The sequence below is a fragment of the Paraburkholderia madseniana genome (genome assembly GCF_009690905.1).
Taxonomy (GTDB): domain Bacteria; phylum Pseudomonadota; class Gammaproteobacteria; order Burkholderiales; family Burkholderiaceae; genus Paraburkholderia; species Paraburkholderia madseniana.
Map to the genome: position 1 here is coordinate 72,814 of NZ_VOSW01000003.1, position 18,649 is coordinate 91,462.

At 62.4% G+C, this 18,649-nt stretch carries 10 protein-coding genes and 1 pseudogene; 2 read left to right on the forward strand and 9 right to left on the reverse strand.

Annotation, left to right across the window (positions count from 1 at the left end; translation table 11 throughout):
* The first annotated feature begins 29 nt into the window (after positions 1 to 29).
* Positions 30 to 5,612: an ATP-binding sensor histidine kinase gene (locus tag FSO04_RS02730; RefSeq protein ID WP_166618139.1), complete on the forward strand. Its 5,583-nt coding sequence runs from the start codon at positions 30 to 32 to the stop codon at positions 5,610 to 5,612.
* Positions 5,613 to 5,616: 4 nt separating this feature from the next.
* Here the strand turns inward: FSO04_RS02730 and FSO04_RS02735 are convergent.
* From FSO04_RS02735 to FSO04_RS02775, 9 genes and pseudogenes are all read right to left on the reverse strand, one after another.
* Positions 5,617 to 7,041 (reverse strand): annotated as a pseudogene (locus FSO04_RS02735) (winged helix-turn-helix domain-containing protein); the annotation flags it as partial.
* Between the two features lie 235 nt (positions 7,042 to 7,276).
* Positions 7,277 to 8,191, reverse strand: coding sequence for a helix-turn-helix domain-containing protein (locus tag FSO04_RS02740; protein WP_154558234.1), 915 nt, complete (start codon positions 8,189 to 8,191; stop codon positions 7,277 to 7,279).
* Between the two features lie 192 nt (positions 8,192 to 8,383).
* Positions 8,384 to 9,133, reverse strand: a complete 750-nt coding sequence (locus FSO04_RS02745; protein WP_168435546.1) for a substrate binding domain-containing protein — start codon at positions 9,131 to 9,133, stop codon at positions 8,384 to 8,386.
* Positions 9,134 to 9,313: 180 nt separating this feature from the next.
* The gene (locus FSO04_RS02750; RefSeq protein ID WP_154558236.1) at positions 9,314 to 10,447 is read right to left on the reverse strand and encodes an amidohydrolase family protein; all 1,134 of its coding nucleotides are present in this window, start codon (positions 10,445 to 10,447) and stop codon (positions 9,314 to 9,316) included.
* 29 nt (positions 10,448 to 10,476) lie between these two features.
* The gene (gene actP, locus FSO04_RS02755) at positions 10,477 to 12,135 is read right to left on the reverse strand and encodes a cation/acetate symporter ActP (protein WP_154558237.1); all 1,659 of its coding nucleotides are present in this window, start codon (positions 12,133 to 12,135) and stop codon (positions 10,477 to 10,479) included.
* Positions 12,132 to 12,494, reverse strand: a complete 363-nt coding sequence (locus tag FSO04_RS02760; protein WP_408381927.1) for a DUF485 domain-containing protein — start codon at positions 12,492 to 12,494, stop codon at positions 12,132 to 12,134. Before FSO04_RS02760 ends, actP begins: the two co-directional genes overlap by 4 nt.
* A 74-nt stretch (positions 12,495 to 12,568) precedes the next feature.
* Entirely contained in the window at positions 12,569 to 13,792 is a 1,224-nt protein-coding gene (locus FSO04_RS02765; RefSeq protein ID WP_154558238.1) for an FAD binding domain-containing protein, read from the reverse strand.
* A 2-nt stretch (positions 13,793 to 13,794) separates the two neighbouring features.
* Positions 13,795 to 14,280 carry a VOC family protein gene (locus FSO04_RS02770; RefSeq protein WP_154558239.1) on the reverse strand — a complete coding sequence of 162 codons (486 nt, stop codon included), beginning with the start codon at positions 14,278 to 14,280 and terminating at the stop codon, positions 13,795 to 13,797.
* 183 nt (positions 14,281 to 14,463) lie between these two features.
* Positions 14,464 to 15,171: a TetR/AcrR family transcriptional regulator gene (locus FSO04_RS02775; RefSeq protein WP_154558240.1), complete on the reverse strand. Its 708-nt coding sequence runs from the start codon at positions 15,169 to 15,171 to the stop codon at positions 14,464 to 14,466.
* A 326-nt stretch (positions 15,172 to 15,497) separates the two neighbouring features.
* Here FSO04_RS02775 and FSO04_RS02780 point away from each other — a divergent pair, with 326 nt between their 5' ends.
* The gene (locus FSO04_RS02780) at positions 15,498 to 18,485 is read left to right on the forward strand and encodes an ATP-binding protein (protein WP_154558241.1); all 2,988 of its coding nucleotides are present in this window, start codon (positions 15,498 to 15,500) and stop codon (positions 18,483 to 18,485) included.
* The last annotated feature ends 164 nt before the right edge of the window (positions 18,486 to 18,649 follow it).

Genomic DNA, 18,649 nt, shown 5'->3' on the forward strand with positions numbered 1-18,649 from the left:
CTGGCGATCGGATGGACGGGAGAGAAGAATTGAGTACAGCGGCAATCGTCGAGGGCGTTCGTGGATCGTCGCCGGACTCTGGTGTAAGCGTGCATTTTGACCAGGCGTGGTTTGACCGGCTTGCGCTCGAGGCACTAATGGTCGACGGAAACATCGTGCGTTATCGCGCGAGGTGGCAGGAAGGCGCGCGGTCGTGGCTGATCGCGGTGCCGACCGATCTGCCCTCGGACGCGGTATCGCGGCGCTTGCAGCAGGAATTCGCACCGGCCGACAAGCTCGAGTCGACATGGGCCGTGCGGCCGGTCGCACTCGTGCGGCTGTCGCGGGGGCCGGTGTTGGTGTACGAAGACAACGGCGGCACGCTGGTTCTGCCACCCGCCAACGGGCTGATTGCGGTCGGCCGTTTCCTGCGCATTGCGGTCGGCGCCGCGCGCGCGCTGCGTCTCGCGCACGCACGCGGTGTCCTGCATCGCGACCTCAAGCCGTCCAATCTGCTGGAATGCAGTGATGGCACGATCCGGTTGTTGGGTTTTCGCGACGCTTTCAGCCTTGTCGGCGATCCGCTGACCGAATCACCAGACACCTTGTACGGCACGCTGGCCTATATGTCGCCGGAGCAGGCCCGGCGGGCGGAAGGGCATGCCGACGAGCGAAGCGATCTGTACTCGCTCGGCGTAACGTTATATGAGCTGCTCACCGGGCAATTGCCCTTCGAGGCGGCGGATGCGGTCGAATGGGTCTATAACCACGTGGCGCGTCAGCCCGCCAACCCGCGGCAACACCGTCGATCCTTTCCCGCTGTGCTGGGCTCGATCGTCCTGAAACTGCTGGCCAAAAACCCCGCGGAACGCTATCAAAGCGCCTCGAGTCTCGAGGCCGATTTGCGCCGTTGTCTCGCTGACTGGAACGAGATGCAGCATATCGTTCCGTTCGAACCCGCCGCGGAGGACAACGTCAGAAACCTCGCCGTCACGCATCGTCTGTTTGGCCGCGCGTATGAATACAATACGCTGCTCGATGCGTTCGGGCGCAACGCGCGGCAGGCGATGGCGGAACTGATTTTCGTGTCCGGATACTCGGGTGCGGGCAAATCCGAACTCGTGCGCAGCGTGCACCGCGCGACCGCGCAGACAGCCACGCTGTTCGCCTCGGGAAAGTTCGAGCAGTACGGCCAGAACGCGCCGTACGCGCCGCTGATGCAGGCGATACGCTCGCTGTTCCAGCGTATTCTGGGCGAGAGCGATGGCGAGCTGGACAACTGGCGGGACGTGCTGCGCGAAGCTGTCGGCACGCAAGGCAAACTTCTCGTCAGTTACATCCCCGAACTGGAACTGGTGCTTGGCGTGCAGCCGGAGGTGCCGGACTTGCCGCCCGTGGAAGCGCAGCTCCGTTTCCAGGCGCTGATCACCCGGCTGCTGTCCGTCTTCGCGACCGAGGCGCACCCGCTGATCCTTTTTTTCGACGACGTTCACTGGTTCGACGATGCAACCTTGAATTTCATCGCCAGTTTCCTGACGACGGTCGAGGACCGGCATGTGCTGCTGATCTGCGCATATCGCGTCAATGAAGTCGATCGGTCGCCCAGGTTCAAGGCTTTCCTGAATTCGTTGCCGAGTGCAAGCGCACGCATCTCCACGATCGACGTGACGCCGCTCGATACCGCGAATGTCGCGGCCTTGCTGGCAGACGCGCTGCATTGCGGCTCCGCGCACGTTTATCCGTTGGCGGCGGTCGTTCAGGAGAAGACGGGCGGCAATCCTTTTTTCATTAAACAACTGCTGCTCGCTCTGGCCGACAACCAGTTGATCTGTTACGACGGCATGGCCGGCCGCTGGACATGGGATATCGATCGGATTGGCGAATACGAGTCCTCCGATAACGTCGTTGACCTGATGGTTGCGCGTTTGACGAGGCTGCCCGCAGAGGCGCAGACCGTCCTCAGGCTGCTGGCGTCAATGGGGCGGCGCCTCGACAGGGCGACCCTGGCGCGGATCGATCCTGACGGCGGCGTGGAATTGGAGCGCCGCCTGCATCCCGCGGTAGAGGCGGGTCTGACGGTGTCGGACCGGACGGGATTCGCCTTTGCGCACGACCGGGTCCAGGAGGCAGCATACGCGCTGATTGTCGAGGAGGAGCGCGGTGCCGAACATGCCAGGATCGCGCGCATCCTGCTGGAAGATTTCGACATCGGCGACTTGCAGAGGCCGGCGTTCGACATTGCTCACCATATCGAACGCGCTCAGGCAGCCGGGGCATTGTGCGAACTGGACGCGCACGAGACGACGGTCTTCAGCAGAATCTGTCTGCAGGCCGCCCGTCACGCCAAAGAAGCGATTGCTATCCAGTCCGCGCTGAACTACCTGGACGTCGGGCAGACACTGCTCGACGCCAGTGGAGAAGACTATTCGCAATCGCTCGGCTACGAGATCGGTATTCTGCGGGTGCAATGCCACATTCTGGATGCGAATTTCGAGGCCGCCGGCACCCAGATCGAAAAACTGCTGGACCAGAACCTGTCGGTCATTGCGCGCGCGTCGGTGTACAAGCTGAAAGCCGACATGCAGCAGCATCTGTCGGACTATGAAGCGGCTGTCGATACCGCCCTCGAAGGGATCAAGCTGTTCGGTACGTATCTGCCGCGTTATCCGGAAGCCGCGGATGTCGAGGCGGCTTACCGCCGGCTCAATCAATCGCTTGGAGGGCGAACCCTCGCCTCGATCGCCGATCTGCCGCCTTTGCGCAACGCGGCAATCGAATCAGAATTGAATCTGCTGGTGAGTATCTACGCGCCCTCATCGTTCGTGAACGAAAGGCTTGGCTTTCTCAACCTGTGCCATATGGTGCAGCTGACCATTGACCACGGTATCACCGCGGCCTCGGCGCATTGCCTCGCGTGGTTCGGTGTGTACGTCGCGGAATTTTTCGGCGAGTACGCACAAGGGTTCGAATTCTCCCGCCTGGCAAGAACGCTGGTTGAGGAGCGCGGCTATCACGCGGTGGCCACCAGCACGCTGGTTGCGCTCGATCAGGTCGCGGTCTGGACCCAACCCCTTTCGTATGTGCTGGAATGCGCACGCGCCGCATTCGAGTCGGCTGGCCCGAGCGGCGATCTGACGATGAGCTGCTACGCGTGCAATCACATCGTGTCGGACCTGCTGATTCTTGGGGCGCCACTGGAGCAGGTCGACAAGGAAATCGACCTTGGGCTGTCATTCGCAAGACGTGTGCGTTTCAAGGACGTTGAAGGGATCCTCGAACTGCAGAAGCGCTTCGTCCACAGTTTGACGGGCGGTCCTGGGCTGCCGGGCAATTTCGGCGTCGTGGTGGACGGCAAAATGAGCTTCGATGCCGGCGTGCTCAATACCCAGATGGCGACGCTGCGCTTCTGGATCTGGCTGCTGAAGGGTGTCTCCTGTTATTTTCACGGCGACTATCAGAACGCGCGGTATTGCCTCACCGAAGCCGGCGAACTGAAGTGGGCGACCCCCGCGCACATTCATCTGCTGGACTATCACTTCTACACGGCGCTGACTCTAGCGAAGCTGTCCGGTGGCGAGGAAGCGGGCGCCGCAGTGGCTGCAATCGAGCCGCATCTGGCGAAGCTGCGCAATTGGGCTCAGCTCAATCCGTCCACGTTCAGGGACAAGCTCCTGTTAGTCGAGGCTGAAGTGGCGCGGCTCGGCGGCTCGCCGCTCGTGGCGCTGTCGTTGTACGAGCAGGCTGCCGAGGCGGCCTCGGAAAACGGCTTCAACCACGGCAACGCGCTGGCTCACGAACTCGCGTCGGGATGCTCCGAGGCGAACGGTCTGTTCAGCGCGGCACGCCATCACAGCCGTCGCGCGATCGATAGTTATACGCGTTGGGGCGCGCTGGCCAAAGTCAGGCAGCTCGAACGCGCCCAGCCTCCTGCCGAGCTTTCGCTCGAACGGCTGGTGACATCGCGGCCTTCGGTCGAAATCCCCGATGCGCAGCAGCAGTTCGACCTCGTGTCCGCATTGAAGTCGTCGCAGGCGCTGTCCGAGGAAATCGTACTGGACAAGCTCATCCACACACTCGTCTCGCTCGCCATCGTTCACGCCGGTGCGCAAAGCGGGATGCTGATCCTGTTGAAGGGTAACGTGCCGGTCGTCGAGGCGATTGGGCGGGACGAGCCAGGTGGCGTTCAGGTGAAGCTGGGTGAATACACGTTGACGCGTGAGGAGGTGCCGGCTTCGGTGTTGCACACGGCATTGCGCACCCGCAAGCCGGTCGTTGTGGAAGACGCGCAAGGCGATCCGCGGTTCTCATTCGACGTTTCCTTGTCGAACCGTTCCGTTCGTTCCGTGTGCTGTTTGCCGCTGGTCAAACAGGGTAACGTCGTTGGCGTGCTCTATCTGGAGAACAACCTGACCGCGGGCGTGTTCACGGCGAGCCGCACGTCGGTCCTGGAAATGCTGGCCTCGCAAGCCGCTATTTCACTTGAAACAGCCCGTCTGTACGCCGAACTCGTGGAGGAAAACAAGCGGCGCCAGGAAACGGAAATGGCGTTGCGCATGAGTGAGGAGGCGCTCGCTCTTGGGCAACGGATCAGTCGTTCGGGAAGCTATATCTGGAACACGTTGACGGGCGAGCGCTACTGGTCGAAAGAGCTTTATAACGTGTTCGGCCTGCCGATCGAGGCGGGGAGCCCGAGCACCCAGGCGGTCCTCGAACGGATTCATCCGGAAGACGTCGGCCTCTACCAGGAGGCTGTCACGCGAGCCGCGCACAACCGCACGCCGTTCCGGCAGAAGTATCGGATCGTGACGCCAGACGGCGCCGTCAAATATCTCGAGGTGCTTGGCGAGCCGTCGGGTGTCAGCAACTTTGTTGGCGTCGTCACGGATTTCACGGATCGGCACACGACCGAACTGGCGTTGCAGAACGCCAAGATCGAGCTGGCGAAAGCGTCGCGGGCGACCACGATGGGCGAGCTGGCTGCTTCCATCGCACACGAAATCAATCAGCCGCTGGCGTCGATCGTGTCGAATGCGAGCGCGGGGGTACGCTGGCTCAACCGTCCCGTACCGGACATTCCGGAAGCGCTAGGAGGCTTGCGCGATATCGTGAAAGACGGCAAACGAGCCGGCGACATCATCCGGGCGTTGCAGTCTCTGGCGAAGGAAGCGAAGCCGAGCTTCGTTCCCACCCTGGTCGACGGTGTGGTTCGTGAAGTGTTCGAACTCGCGGCCGCGGAAGTCGAGCAGCGCAGTCTCGCCGTGCGCCTCGATCTGGCGGCTGGCCGCTCAGTGATGGCCGACCGGGTGCAATTGCAGCAGGTTCTGTTCAATCTCGTCATGAACGCCGCGGATGCGATGAGTCATCTCGACGCGAAGCAGCGCTTGCTGAGCATCACATCCCGCGTCGGCGATCGGGGATCGGTGGTCGTGTCCGTGCAGGACAATGGCAGCGGGATCAGCGAGGAGATCGGGGCGCGTATTTTCGACGCCTTCTTTACGACAAAGAAAACCGGCATGGGCATGGGACTTGCCATCTGCAAATCCATCATTGAAGCGCATGGCGGGACGCTGACCGCCGGTCCCGGCTACCCCCGCGGGACGATTTTTGTTTTCACGCTGCCGACTGCCGCGTAGCAGGAAGATAGCGCGCATGTCGCGCGGCGATGTCGTCCTGCTCGCCCTCCGCCTGGAGCTTCGCCATCGCATACGCACGGGTCGATTCGGACAGGCGGTACCTCGCCACTGGACCTTCGAATTCAACGCCGACAAGCGATTTTGCGACCAGCTCGCCAATGCTGCCGATCGCGTTCGCCACCGTGTACGCCTCATCGCACACGACCGCGCACATCGCCTCGAACGTAAAGGCGTCGCCGAATACCGCGAGACGCCGGAACAGCGACCGGGCGTTCTGATCGAGTATCGCGAAGCTCCAGTCGAACGTTGCCCGCAGGGTCTGATGGCGCGGCAGCGCGGTCCGGTAGCCGCCCGCCAGAATCGCCATGCGATCGTCCAGCCGGCGATGCACGCCTTCCACGCCGAGCGCGACGACGCGCGCCGCCGCGAGCTCGATCGCCAGCGGAATGCCGTCAAGCCGACGGCAAATCTCGCCGACGAGCTGGAGTTCCGTGCTGTCGCTGCCCACTTTCCCTTGCAATGAATTGGCGTGCCGCAGAAACAGATTTACCGCCGAACACCGCAGGATGTCCGCATCGGTGGAGTGAGGCGGCGGCACATCCAGTGGTTCAACCCGAAACACCGTCTCGGGCATGATGCGCAGCGGTTCTCTGCTCGTGACGAGCACCCGGAGCGCATCGTTGCCGGCAACCAGTGCTTCGACGATGTGCGCCATGATGCCGATCACATGCTCCGCGTTATCGAGTACAAGCAGTCTGCGCTGCCGGGCCAGAGCCGCCACCACCTGCTCGACATCGACTCGCGGATCGGGCACGGACAGCCCGCAGCGCTCCACGATGGCGCGGAGCACGGCCTCCTCGGTGGTCAACTGGGCCAGTTCGACAAAACAGACGGGCTCCTCAAAGTCCGCCGAGCTATGGTGTGCTGCTTCGACAGCGACGGTCGTTTTGCCAATGCCGCCGGCGCCCACCAGCGTCAACACAGGTGTCTGTTCCAGCAGCGCACGGATTTGCCTGACCGCGAGGTCGCGCCCCAGCAGGCGGGATTTAGGCGGCGGCAGACGGCTAGCACGCAACGCCTGCGAGCCGGATGCCCGTATGCCGGATGCCCGTACGCCGGCTTCGTCGGACAGGGCGTTTCTCCGGCGCTGGCGAAGCTGATACCCGCGCCCGGGCACGGTGAGAATCAGATCCCGGTCCTGACCGAGTACTTTGCGCAGTGCGGACAGATGGACCTGAATGTTGTTTTCTTCGACGATGGTGTCCGGCCAGACGATATTCATCAACTCGTCTTTCGTGACGAGACGACCATCGGCGGAAGCCACGGCGGCAAGGATGTCGAAAGCGCGGGACCCGAGCTGAACGGTTTCGCCGTTCAGCTGCAGCATGCGCATCTCGAGATCGATCTGAAAGCGGCCTAATTCGATCATGACTTTTTCAGGTTCAGGAGCAGTGAGCGAGTCACGGAAAAGATCTTGCGTGCCGGCGGCGCGGGGGAGGCGGTCGCGGGCGCCGGAGCTTGGCATGCTCGAAAGTACCGCGCCATGATTTATGTGTCTTGCATGTAAGTGCGATGCTTTGTAGGAAAGTCTATGGGCGCAGCCGGGGTGACCCTCGCCCGGTCGAGCTACCTTCCGATCAAGCCGCGAAGAGCCGATGGCCTGTTCAGATTCCGGTCTGTCTGCGCCACGTGCCCGGCGGCGTGCCGACCAGTTGCGAGAAGGTTCGCGTGAAGTGGCTTTGATCGGAGAAACCGCATGCGATGGCGATGTCCGACAGGGACGAGTCGGAATGCCTGAGCAACTCGCGCGCGCGATCGATGCGTTGCTCTAGCAGCCATTGATGCGGTGTGCGATGCGTGGTTTCGCGAAACGCCCGGATGAAGTAGCTGCGCGACAGGTTGCAGGCGCTCGCGATCTCACCCAGCGAAACGTTGCCCTGCGTCTTCGCAAGCAGCATGTCTTTGGCGCGCGCTTCGTGCAGACTCGAGAGCCGCGGGCTTTTCCTGTTTGACGGGGCCGGCGCATTGCGATACTGGTCGAGCAGATGGGTTCCGATCGTCACGCCCAGTTGCTCGACGAAGAGTGGGCTTGCCTCGCTCTGGCTATCCAGTGTCAGCGCCAATACTTGCGCGAGGTGGCCGAAGATCGGGTCCTTGCGGCCCGCCGGCGACGAGAAGCCCTCGATGGACGCGCCGTTTCGCTCATAGCAGGCGTTGGCGATAAAAGCGCGCGACAGCTCCACTAGCACGAAATCGAAAACGCCATGCAAGTCGGCCCGGTAGTCTTCTTCGAAATTACGTATGTAGACCGAATCTTTTTCGAAGTCCTGCGACGCAGACCGGTTCCCTGAAAAAATCCGCCTGCGATGGCCCGCCGCCAGCGAAACGCCGATCAGGAAGCCGCGATCCGAAGCCGGGGTTGCAACTTCACTGGTCTTCTCGTGGCGCCTGCATTTGCGATAAAACGTGAATTCACCCGTGTTGAGTTCCAGGTCCTTGTGCAACTGATTCGAAAGACAACCCAGCGAGTCCTTCTGCCGCGCTACCGTGGCGGTGGCCGTTTCCGCACCGTTAAACATGATCCGTCACCTCCGTTCGTCGCGCTACAGTCGCGCCAGTTCGCTTTGCCAAAAGCTGGAGAGGGTGATAATCAGCATTGCAGCGCGATTATCTCGGAAATGTCGGCGTCATTTATTAATTTTCGTTCAGGTTCGGCGGGTCGGCGATCAGATGATTTATTTCCTTCAACTTGCTTTCGATGGCGGCGAGGATCAGGCTTGCAGCTCTGCTTGGGGTTGCTCGGATGAGTGATCAGATGCATCGACGGCCGCCAGATTCTCAATCCGCAGATCGAGTTTTTCCTTTAACGACACGGTCAGGAATTCAACGAACGTCTTTATCTTCGCGTCGACGAATCGACGGGAAGGATATATGACAAAAACGTTGATTGTTTGCAGCGGGTACTCGGGAAATAGCTGAACGAGTTTTCCCTCTTTAATATCCTCCACCACCGAATAAGTGGGTACCGCGCCGACCCCGGCGCCCGCAAGCAGCGCGACTCTGAGCGCCTGCATGTTGTTGACCACGAATTGCCCGGCTAGCTCCGCGCTGGCAGTGGCATGTCCGGCAATCTCAGCAAGCCATCCGGAGGGCGGATCGAAGCTCGAACTGGTGTGCATGAGCGTGTGCTGAGGCAGGTCGTTCACCGTGGCAATGGGATGCCGTGCGAGATAGTCCGGAGCCGCGACCAGCGTGCGCTCGCAGCGTCCTATGAGCTTGCTCACATTGCGAGAGTCCGGCAGCGCCGACGCGGACACGATCGACACATCGAACTCGTCCTCGACCAGATTCGCCATGCGTGGCAGCAGTTTCAGATCGACAGAGACGGCCGGGAAGGCCTGCCGGTCTCCGCGACCCGCGAGAACACGCGCATGCTGAAAATCTTGTCCATAGCCGCTTAACTCCTTAACCTCTGGATCCGGTTGAACTGGGCAACACGTCTTGCCTGATGTGAAGACAATACGATCAGCAACGAGATCGCGCCATCCCTACATACTGGTGCCGCACTCATCAATGCATTCACGCCGTTCATCCGCGCGTATAGGGGGGAGCAGGGGTTGGGAGGATTTCTACGGAAGCGCCGGAACGCCGGACCGCCGGATCAGGCGTGCGCCCTCCATGGCAGTGGAAGGCGATGCGCGTCAGATCTTCAGCAGTTGTGCCGCATTGCCGCCAAGAATCAGATTCTTTTGCTCCGGCGGCAATTCAAGACGATCCAGGAACCTGACCGGCTGCTCATAACCCATATCGAAGCAATAGTCGCTGCCGAGTACCAGTCTGTCGATGCCGATGTTCTGAATCAGAAAGTCCAGCACCGGTCCGGAATGCGAGACCGTGTCATAGCTGAAACGGCGCAGGTAGCTGCTCGGCTTTTGCGCCAGCCGCCGTGTTTCCGGACGTACCGTCCAGCCCGCGTCGATGCGTCCCATCAGGATCGGCAACGCGCCACCGGCGTGCGGCAAGGTAATGCGCAACTTCGGATGACGGTCCATCACACCGCCGAGTATCAGGTGCGAACCGGCGATCGCGGTGTCGAACGGGTTGCCCAGCAGGTTGCTCAGATAGAAGTCGCCCAGCCGCGAGCCGCCAACCGTCTGCTGCGGATGCAGAAACACCGGCAGATCCAGTTGCTCGATGCGTGCGAAGACCGGTTCGAACAAGGGATCGTCAAGATCCCGGTTGTTGATGTTGGTCCCCATGTAGACCCCGCGGACACCCGGCAACTCGGACGCGCGTTCGAGCTCGTCGATCGCGTCGTGCGGATTGAGCATCGGCAGTGTTGCCAGCACCACGAAGCGAGTCGGATGCTGCAGATGGACGCCGGATGCCGCTGCGTTCCACGTCGTCGCAAGCTTGGCATTGAAGGACCGGTCGGCCCAGTAGGCCATCGGCACGCTCAATGAAAGCGCCTGCATGTCGACCCCGGACGCATCCATGTCCGCGAGCCGCTCGTCGATCTTGATGAACTTGAGCGGCAGCGGTCCCAGTCCGCCGGCCGGTGTCAGGAAGCTGAAGCTGCTGGCGTCGCGGGTGAACTTGCCGCCGAACTTCTGTCCCTCGCCGCCTACCAGGTCGCAGTAGCTCTCCGGGTAGTAGTGAGCGTGAATGTCGATCGATCTGACGGTGCCCGCTGCGCCTGCGGTCACCACGCTGCCGGCGGCGGGCCCGGTGGCCGTGGCTGACGCCGGCAGTGCCGATGCGAGGCCGCCGGCAAGCGCGGCCATCGTCCCGAGCAGCTTGCGGCGTTTCGGCGAAACACAACACATACAATCCATGAATCGGTCTCCTTTGTCTGCTTTTAGCATTACCCTTGTTTCACCATGCCGAGCTCGCAGTCGACGAGCTGGTTGCCGTACAGCGCACGTTCGTGCGCGCCACGCGGCGAGCGGTCGGTGATCGAGAAAAAGAACACACCGGCGAAGGCAACGATCATCGAGAAGAGCGCCGGGTATTCGTACGGGTAGATCGCATGTGCGTGTCCAAGCACCTGCACCCAGACTGTCGGGCTAAGAATCGTCAAGGTCACCGCCGTGATCAACCCGAGCGAGCCGCCGAGCACCGCGCCTCGCGTGGTCAGGCCGCGCCAGTAAATCGAAAGAAGCAACACCGGAAAGTTTGAGCTGGCCGCAATCGAGAAAGTCAGGCTGACGATGAACGCGATGTTCTGCTTCTCGAAGGCAATGCCCAGCAGAATCGCGAGCACGCCGAGCACAAGCGTGGTGATCCGCGACACGTGCAGTTCTTCGCGGTCCGTGGCGGCACCGCGGCGAATCACATTCGCGTACAGATCATGCGAGACCGCCGAGGAACCGGCGAGCGTCAGACCCGCGACGACGGCGAGAATTGTCGAGAAGGCGACCGCGCAGATGAAGCCGAGAAACACGTTGCCGCCTACTGCATGCGCGAGATGGATGGCCACCATATTCACGCCGCCGATCACCGCGCCGGAGGCCGTGTGATAGTGCGGATCGGTCGCGACCAGCGCAATCGTGCCGAAGCCGATGATGATGATCAGGGCGTAGCCGATGCCGACAATGCCCGTCGCGTACAGAATGCTTTTTCTGGCGGCCTTCGCGTCGCCGACCGTGAAAAAGCGCATCAGGATGTGCGGCAATCCGGCCGTGCCGAAGATCAACGCCAGGCCGAGCGAGACGGCGGAAACCGGGTCCGACACGAGGCCGCCCGGCCGCATGATCGCGGCATGCTTCGGATGGGCGAGGATCGCCTGCGCGAAGAGGGCATTCAGACTGAAGCCGAAGTGACTGAGCACCATAAGCGCCATGAAGGCGGCGCCCGCCAGCAGCAAGGCTGCCTTGATGATCTGAATCCATGTCGTGGCGAGCATGCCGCCGAAAAACACGTACACCACCATCAGTACGCCGACCATGACGACCGCAATCGTATAGTTGAAACCGAACAGCAATTCGACGAGCTTGCCGGCGCCGACCATCTGGGAGACGAGATAGAGCAGCACGATGACGATCGAGCTCGAGGCGGCGAAGGCGCGGATCGGCCGCTGTTGCAGTCGATAGGACACCACGTCGGCCAGCGTATAGCGCCCGAGATTGCGCAGCGGCTCGGCAATCAGAAAAAGAATGATGGGCCAGCTGGCGAGAAAGCCGATCGAATAGATCAGGCCGTCATAGCCGCTCGTGAAAACCAGCGCGGAAATGCCGAGCAGCGAAGCGGCGGACATATAGTCGCCGGCGATCGCCCAGCCGTTCTGGAGGGCCGTGATCTTGCCACCGGCCGCATAGTGGTCGGAAACGCTATGGTTCTTTTTTGCCGCCCAGCGGGTGATGAAGAGCGTCGAGGCGACGAACAGCAGGAACATGCCGATCGCGATCGGATTGTGCGAGCGCGCCGGTGCTGCGGTTTCGGCGGCGAAGGCGGGCAGGGCGGTGAGGGCACCGATCAGTGCCGCGCTCAACAACCGGCCATGCCATAGAGGATTGCGTTTCATTGCCGTGCTCCTTGCCGGATTTCATTCACGGCGCGGTCCTGGGCGGTATTGGCGCGCGCGACATACACCGCGACCAGTACGAACGTAAAGACGAACATGCCGAAGCCGACCGGAATCCCCCACGTTGCCGGATAGCCGTCGACGATTGGCCGGCCGAGCAGCGCCGGTGCGAACGCAAGCGTGAGAATGAAGGCAAAGTACACAGCCAGCATCAGGATCGTGAGCGTCCACGAGAAGGTGCGTCGCGCTCGCACGAGTGCGCGAAAACGCGGATCGTCGAGCAGCGGATGTGCGGGGGGCGGCGGGTCGCTGACGACGGGCTGCGCGCTCATCGGATAGGTTGGGGCGCTATGTTCCACTTTGTCTCCTTTCGAAACGGCTTCTTATCGGTGCTGCGACAGTTGATTGAACCCGCCGCAAGCACAACGAACATTTAAAAGCGTGCGGGCACCGCGGTCTCGCGCATCACCGCATCGGGCGTGCGATAGCGCTCGGCCATTTCACGGTCGACCTCGTTTTTCAATTGCGCCTGCATGTAAGCGCCGAGATGGCGTGCGTGCTGGACGATGGCCGCGCCGACTTGCGTGCGCACGCGGCTGTACTCCGCAAGTGCTTCCTGAACGTCTGCGTAGCTCTTCAATGCGCTGACGAGCGCCATCGCGTCGCTCGCTGCCTTGGTGACGCCCATGCCGCAGTGCGGCCGCGCGACGAACGCCGCGTCACCCAGCAAGGCCACCCGGCCGAACGCCATGTGCGGCACTTCGAGGTCGAAGATGGGTTGAAAGAGTGGTTGCGTCGATTTGGTCACCACCTCGCCGAATTGCGGCGCGAGCAGCGTGAGCGCCGCTTCTTCCATGTCGGCGAGCACCTCGCGGCGAATCAGCGTTGGCGGAATGCCGCCCACCCAGCGCTTGCCGGATTCATCGGTCAGCAGGTTGGGCAACTGGACGTCTTCGCTCGTCGCGCGATACCAGACGAAGTTGTAGCGGCGTTCACCCGGGGTCGTGCTGTTGCCCTGGCCGGCAACCGGATAGCCGAGAATCTGTTCGCGCGGTGGCAGGCAGAAGGCGAACTTGTCGAACAGCGCGTCGCGCGTTGCTCGCGACAGCGACGTTTCGTCGACCAGGCCGCGCCATGCGACATAGCCGGCATACTGAAGCTTCACGTCGGGCAGGAACCGCTCGCGAATCGCCGACTTGAAACCGTCCGCCGCAATGACAAGGTCCGCGCGCCATACCGTGCCGTCACTGAGCGACACGCTTGCCTGATCGGCTCCGTCTTCCACGGATACGACCGTGCCGCCGGCATGGTAGTGGACATCCGGGAGCGCGGCGCGCAGCACGTGATACATCTTGCCCCACGCAGTCAGGGTCTGCGGCAGTTCGCGCTCGGACAGCACCGCGCCGCTCTGCGCGAAGGTCACGCGCGACTGCACTTTGACGCCGATCGAGTCGTCGATTGCGATTCCCGCGGCAGTCATGGCGTCGAATAACTCGGGATGGGTGACGATGCCGGCGCCGCGGCCGGCCAGTTCTTCAGGAACGCGCTCGAAGATGTCGACATCCCAGCCGTTGCGCACCAGCAGATTGGCCGCAAACAGGCCGCCCAGCGAGCCACCGACGATGATCGCCTTTAAACGTGCGGAAGGATTGGCCATGCTTACTCTCCTACGATGATGGGTGCCCGATCGCCGGCCGGATGGGGGGCGGCCAGACCGGTGAGTTCTTCGGCGGGGAAATTCAGTTCGATGGTCACGCCTGATGGGTCCTCGATAAACACCTGGTGCAGACCGAGGCTCGGCACCGTGCGATCGCGCCAGGCGACGCCTTCCGCTTGCAAGGTTTTCCACATGTCTTCGACACCCGTCGCGAGAAACGCGATGTGGTCGACCGTGCCGGTCCCGCTGGCGGGCAGTGCCTTGTCGCCGAGATAAGCGGTGAGCCCGGCGGGATTGTCCGGATCGACGCCAATGATGTGGACGGTGCCGAAGTCGGCCTCATCACCGCCCTTATAAAGCCATGCGCCCGGAAAATCGAAAGGCGGGCGGTAGCCCTGCTTGAAGCCGAGAATCCGCTCGTAGAAACGACAGGATTTCTCGAGATCCATCGTGCGGATCGAGTAGTGCGCAAGTTTTGACACGGGCATAAGGAACTCCTACTATGCTATTTATCGATCGATTAGTGATCGATAGATAAATAGTAGGCGAATTCATCGCCTGGAGAAAGCGGCGTGACGACGGTGTTTACCCTGGAAAATTCGCTGGAAAACGCAAAGGAGCGTTGCGCAATGGGCGATGAAGCAAGTGGCCGGCTGTGGTGCCGGCCAGCGTCAGGCTTTGGTTTTGCTGGAAGCTTTCGGTGCGTGCTTGAGCGCTTCAGGCACGCCATTGAGGAAGGCGTCGACCTGGCGCGCGATGTGGTCTTCAACGTTGTCGCTGACCGGCAGCCCGTAGATCCATTTCCGCACGCCGAGATAGAAGATGCTGGCGTGCAGGCTCCAGATCAGCTCCAGGTCGATGTCGCGCTGCTTCGTGCTGGTCGACGCCGGGAGATCATAAGCCGAGCGGATTTCCGCCATGACGGGCAGGAACACGCGTTCGCGCAGCCGCGACAGATATTTGGAGTTGATGCCTTCGCGCGTCAAGCCGGCGAAGATGAAAATCCGGATCCATTCGCGCCGCAGGATCACGCCGGCGTACGCCGAGTAGAACCTGACCATCCGTTCCTGGATCGGCACGGAGCGGTCTTTGATCAGGCATTCCCAACTCGTGTCCCATTGATAGACCTCTTCGTACACGCGGTCGATCAATGCTTCCTTGCTCGGAAAGTAGCGGTAGAGAAGCGGTTGTGTCACGCCGAGTTGGCGCGCGAGTTCGCGGGTGCTGCCCGAGAATCCGTGTGTGGCGAAGTGGTCGACGGCCTTCAGCACGATCTGGCGCTCACGCACTTCGGGGGCAAGGCGGCGCGTGATGCCCTTCTCGTTCTCATGCGCCTCGCTCTTCGACGCTGCGTCGACCGTTGGTACTTTTCTCGGCATGGTGTGTTCGGTACCCAGGATGTTCGGACGGATCATACAAAGATTACCCTGGTCTGGCTAGGCGACGGCGCCCGGCGGCCGCGCCTGCTGAGCGTGCCAAGGGCAGGTCGGGCGCGCGCGCAACGGCCGCTTGCGATGCCGCGCGCGTTCAGGCCGGATGCGCTTAGTACAAATTTTTTGAACTGTATGTTCGGATTTTTCCGCGCATGCGAATTCGTCGCTGCTCTAGACTCCGGGGGATCCGCCGCTGAGTGTTCTCTCCTCAGTTCCCCCCTCGGTCTTCCCCCGGTTGTTCCTTTATCCGCTGTGTTTGGGATGCTCAGGTAATGATTCACATTGGCCCGCTTCAGGTAGACGTTGAGCGTCGGGAAGTGTTTCTCGACGGGCAGCCTGTGCGCCTCGGCAGCCGCGCATTCGACATGCTGGCCGTGCTGATCGCCGCGAACGGCGGGCTGGTGTCGAAGAACGAGATGCTCAAACAGGTCTGGCCGAACGCGATCGTTGAAGAGAACAATCTTCAGGTTCATATGTCCGCGCTGCGCAAGATGCTGGGCGAAAGCCGCGGACTGATGCAGACCGTATCCGGACGAGGCTACCGGCTGGTTCCGAGGGTTTCATCGACGGCTGCCTCCGGCAACGCTGAAGATGACGACCCGCTCGACGACGTCATGCAAGGCGCGCGCGTCCCTCACAACCTGCCTGTCAATTTGTCGGCGCTGATCGGACGGGACCGGGCGCTGGACGATGTTTCGCTGGCGCTCGCGTCGGCCCGTCACGTGACGCTCGTCGGCTCGGGCGGCATCGGCAAGACCCGGCTCGCCGTGGAAGTCGCGCGCGGTTCGCTGGGGCGCTTTCCAGACGGCGTCTATCTGGTCGCGCTCGCCTCGGCTTCGGATGCGGGCAGCGTCCTCGCGGCGTTCGCGACCAGCATCGGCGTGAATCCGGCGAGCGGGCCGCTCACGCTCGCGCGTATCGGCAAGGAGTTCCGCGAGCGCACTGCGCTGTTCGTGCTCGACAACTGCGAGCATGTGCTCGGCCACGCCGCCGAGCTTGCCGAGACGCTCCTGAGCGCCGGTCCCGCGGTGCGCGTGCTCGCAACCAGCCGGGAGGCGCTGCGCGTCGAGGACGAACACCTGTATTGGGTCGCTTCGCTGCAGGTGCCCGCCCAGGACGAGCAAAGTCAGCATGTCCTGCAATGCAGCGCGGTCGAGTTATTCCTGTCACGCGCCCGCGCGATCGATGCGCGCTTCTCATCGGACGAAAGAAGCATTCAGCTGACCGGCATGGTATGCCGCCGGCTCGACGGCATACCGTTGGCGATCGAACTGGCAGCGGCGCGCGCGGCGATACTCGGTATCGCGACACTGGCCAGCCATCTCGACGACCGTTTCAACATGCTGACCGGCGGCAATCGCACCGCGTTGCCGCGCCACCAGACCTTGAAGGCGACGCTCGACTGGAGCCACGCATTGCTCGACGATGCCGAGCGCACGACGTTGCGCCGGCTGGGCATTTTCGCGAGCCACTTCACGATGGACGCGGCGATCGCCGTCGTGAGCGACGGCGCATTGCGGGAACTCGAGGTGATCGAGGCGGTGTCGGGGCTGGTTGAAAAATCGTTGCTGGTGAGGTGCATGGCGTGCGGCGGGGCGAGTTATCGCCTGCTGGAAACCACACGTGCGTACGCGATGCAGAAGCTCGAGGATAACGGCGAGCAACGCGTCGTCACGCTCCATCACGCGCGTTACTTCGTTGCGCTGCTGGAGCGCGAAGCGTTGAGCCGCGCGGACTCCGCGCGCGCCTTCGCTGACGGCTGGCATCATCAGATGCACGCGCTGCTCGACGACTTGCGCATCGCGCTGGGTTGGGCCCTGTCGCCGAAGGGCGACGAAGCGCTGGGTGAAGCGCTGGCCGTGAAAGTCGTGTTCCTGCTCTATGAACTTTCGCTGGTCGACGAGTGCTGCGCATGGGCGCGGCGAGCCCTCGATAGCGTCGCTGCGACGCATCATGGCTCGCGCTCGACCCGCCACCTCCGTGTGCGCATGCAACTGAAGGCGGCGCTTGGGGCGGCCCTTGTCTACGTCAACGGACCGAATCAGGAAACCTTCGGCATCTGGTCCGAGGTTCTCGCCTCGGCGATTGCGCTTGGGGACCCTGCGTTTGAAGCCCGCGCATTGTGGGGCATGTGGAACGCGAGTCAATCGTCCGGTGCGGCGCGCAATGCGCTGGCGTTCGCCGGGCGCTTCGCGTTGCTCGCTTCCGAGGTGGGCGACACGGGCTGTGCGGTGCTCGGCAGCAGGTTGCTCGGCATCGCGTCGCATTACGCAGGCGATCAACGGCAGGCCCGGGCGTCGCTCGAACAATTCCTGCGGCAAAGCGACGGCCCGTATCAGCGCCTGCCGCTGGGCCAGTCCGTGGATCAACGGATCGTCGGCTGCGCGACGCTCGCGCGCGTGCTGTGGCTGCAAGGTTTCCGCGATCAGGCGCTGCGGCTTGCAGAGGATAGCGTGGTCGCTGCTTGCGATCAGCAGCAGGCGATGGTCACGAGTTATGTGCTGCTCGAGGCGCTCGTCCCGCTGGCGCTGTTGTCGGACAAGCGGGACCGGGCAGCCTACGCGATCGGGTTGCTGAAGGAGGTGTCGGCGCGCGCGGGTTTGAGCGTGGTGCAAGCGTGCTGCCGCTGTTTCGATGAGTACCTGCGCTCGATGGACGACGTGTCACCCGAGCGTTTGCAGGCTTTCCGCACGGCGCTGGACGATCTGGAGTCACTCGAGTTCGGTGCGCCGCGCGCCATGCTCACCGGACAGTACAGCTACGCGCTCGGACGTTCCGGTCAGCGGGAGGAAGGCATTGCCGCTATAGTGCGCGCGCTGGTTCAATGTGACGAAACGGGTGACCATTGGTATGCCAGCGAACTCAGGCGCATCTACGGCGAACTGCTGCTGATGGAGCAGACGGGCGCGTCCCCGTCCAACGTGGTGGCAAGGGATGCGGAAGCGTGCCTGGTCGCGGCGCTGGAGGAATCGCTGATGCAAGGCTGCCGCTCGCTGCAATTGCGGACCGCGACCAGCCTCGGCCGGCTTTGGCACGCGCAAGGCCGAAGCGTGGAGGCCGCGCAGCTCCTGAAGTCGGCCTGCTCGATCATTACCGAGGGCCTCGACTGGGACGATTTCACAGCCGCTGTCGATTTGCTGCGGATCGCGGCGGCGGCCAGCGAGCAGGCCGCTGCTGGCACCAACGGTCCGGTCGCCGCGCCTGCAGTGGGAGGCGCTTTCGAAGCGCCGCCGAGCGCAAAATTCAGAGAGCGCAGCTAGGCGGCATTCACCCGTGCTCGTTTGATCCCCGCGGCGCGGCTCTCCCCGTGCCCGTCAATGCGTGTCCTTCAGATGTTTTCAGATCCATTTCAGGACATTTTCGCGGCAATCCAATAGCTTGAGCGGATTGAACGCGGGCGATCGTCAAAGGACGAAGCGACGAG